2 protein-coding genes are annotated in these 2,759 nt (G+C 51.4%); both read left to right on the forward strand.

The features are described from left to right. Positions 1–1,630, forward strand: a 1,630-nt coding sequence (locus HWQ67_RS15770) for an efflux RND transporter permease subunit (protein WP_218253641.1), incomplete at its 5' end; no start/stop codon positions are given. A gap of 2 nt (positions 1,631–1,632) precedes the next feature. Beyond that, the coding region (locus HWQ67_RS15775; protein WP_218253642.1) for an efflux transporter outer membrane subunit at positions 1,633–2,759 on the forward strand (1,127 nt) is incomplete at its 3' end.

Consider the following 2,759-nt stretch of genomic DNA (forward strand, 5'->3'; position numbering starts at 1 on the left):
GCGCCCGTTTTTCAGATGGTTTGATAGGGTTGTTTTCCGGCTCAGAGATATGTATGTAAGACTGGTCGGCCACGTTCTTGCAAAAAAACTGCGCTATATATTGCTTTATGTGCTGATTGTGGGTACCGTATGGTATCTGTTCCAGCGTATGCCCACCTCCTATCTGCCGGAAGAGGACCAGGGGATTTTGCTGGTTCAGGCGAACCTTCCCGCCGGTTCTACACTGGAACAGACCCAAAAGGTCATGGATGAGATCAGGGAGTATTTCCTGACTCAGGAGAAAGATACAGTGGAATCCTTCCTTGGAGTCTCAGGACTCAGTTTTAGCGGACAGGGCCAAAACATGGGATTTGGATTTGCCAAACTCAAGGACTGGCACCTGCGTCAACGCCATGACTTCAAGGTCAATGCAATATCAGGGAGGGCTATGGGCAGATTTTCGAAGATTCGTAACGCCATGGTATTTGCCTTCCCGCCGCCATCTGTCATAGAGCTTGGAATTGCCACGGGATTTGACTTTCAGTTGCAGGACCGTGGCGGCCTTGGACACGCCGCTCTGTTGGCAGCCAGAGACCAACTCCTTGGCATGGCTGCACAAGACAAACGACTGATGGCTTTACGACCCAACAGCATGGAAGACGTGCCGGAGTACCACGTTGACGTAGACTGGGAAAAGGCCGGAGCCTTGGGAGTTCCCATCAGCTCTATCCATAGCACTATTGCATCTGCCTTTGGCGGTGCCTATATCAATGATTTTATCCAGGCCGGACGGGTCAAGCGTGTATATGTCCAGGCGGATGCACCGCAGCGTATGTTGCCTGATGACCTGGAAAGGCTTTATGTACGCAACAAAGCAGGAAATATGGCACCATTTTCGTCTTTTGCCTCCGGACACTGGACATATGGCTCTCCAAAGCTGGAGCGCTATAACGCATTTCCATCCGTAAACATCTGGGGATCGCCAACACCGGGCAGGAGTACCGGTGAGGCAATGCAGGCCATGGAAGAGATCGCCTCAAAACTGCCGCAGGGAATCGGCTTTGACTGGACAGGACTCTCCTACCAGGAGCGAATGGCGAGTTCACAAACTTCTATTCTTTATGCGTTTTCCATTTTAGTGATCTTTCTGTGTGTTGCGGCCTTGTACGAAAGCTGGTCTATACCCATTGCCAATATGTTGATGTTGCCCCTGGGGGTGTTAGGTGCCATACTGGCTACCTCGTTGCGGGTGTTTCCCAATGATGTATATTTCCAGATTGGTTTTCTCACCACCCTTGGACTGTCCACAAAAAATGCCATCCTTATTATTCAGTTTGCAAGGGATCAGATAGCGCATGGGGCCAGCCTGATCGATGCGGTACTTGCGGCTGCCCGTGTGCGTTTTCGGCCGGTTATAATGACCTCGTTGGCTTTCTTTTTTGGCGTCCTGCCTCTGGCCATTGCAACCGGCGCAGGTGCAGGTGCCCAAAGCGCCATTGGTACGGCTGTTGCCGGTGGAATGCTCTCGGCTACATTTATCGACCTCTTTTTCATCCCTCTGTTTTTTGTGCTTACCTCGCGCAAAAAAAGACACCAAAATCAGCCACATGAACAGGGATCAGAGACCAACAATGTCAAGGAGGTGTCTTAAATATGATTAGATATCTGTCTTTAATAACGTGCGTGCTTGTCTGTCTTACAGGCTGCTCTTTTACGCCGAAATATACACAGCCTGAGGCCCCGGTGCCTGCCCAATGGCCCACCGGTGAGGCATACAAAGCACTCAAGACTGCCGACATTCCAACACCGCAACTGAGGTGGCAGGAATTTTTCACCGACGCAAGGATGCAACAGCTCATAGAGACAGCCTTGAACAATAACCGAGACCTGCGCCTTGCCGCCTTGAGTGTTGAAAGGACACGTGCCCTGTACGGTATTGAGCGGGCAGGACTGCTGCCAACGGCCAGTGCAACCGTAAGCGATAGCAATAAGCGCAGTTCATATGATAGCGTGAGGGTAGAAGAACCAAGGACAACGCAGCAATACAGCGTTAATCTTGGCATTGCTTCGTGGGAGATAGACTTCTTTGGCCGTATCAGCAGTCTGAAAGATGCAGCATTGCAGCAGTATCTATCTACGCAACAGGCCCGTCGCAGCGCACAACTTTCCCTTATCTCTGCGGTTGCCGATACGTATCTGTCTCTTGCCGCCAATCTGGAGATACTTGCTCTGGCAAAATCCACCCTCGATGTTCAACAGGCTACCTATGAGCTGATAAAACGGCGCTACGATGTCGGACTTGCCTCCGAACTGGACATCCGTCGGGTACAAACGCAGGTGGCCACGGCAAGTGGTGATGTTGCCAGATACACACAGTTGGCAGCGCAAGGCGAAAATGCCTTGAACCTGCTGGTTGGCTCGCCAATCCCGCAAGAACTCCTGCCGGTAGACTTAAGTAGCGTAAGCCCTCTCGATGATATTTTTCCCGACCTGTCCTCCGAGGTACTCCTTAGCCGCCCCGATGTCATTGAGGCTGAAGCTATCCTCAAGGCTGCCTCCGCCAATATTGGTGCAGCACGGGCGGCTTTCTTTCCGCGTATTTCTCTTACAGCCGCAATTGGAACTACAAGTGATGAGCTTTCAGGACTGTTCAAAAGTGCTTCGGGGACATGGAGTTTTGCGCCACAGATAACTATGCCGATCTTTGATGCGCGCACAAGACCTGCCCTGAGGGTCAGCAAGGCAGATATGGACGTAGCATTGACTCAATATGAAAAAGC

Source organism: Candidatus Magnetobacterium casense, from assembly GCF_019173545.1.
GTDB classification, from domain to species: domain Bacteria; phylum Nitrospirota; class Thermodesulfovibrionia; order Thermodesulfovibrionales; family Magnetobacteriaceae; genus Magnetobacterium; species Magnetobacterium cryptolimnobacter.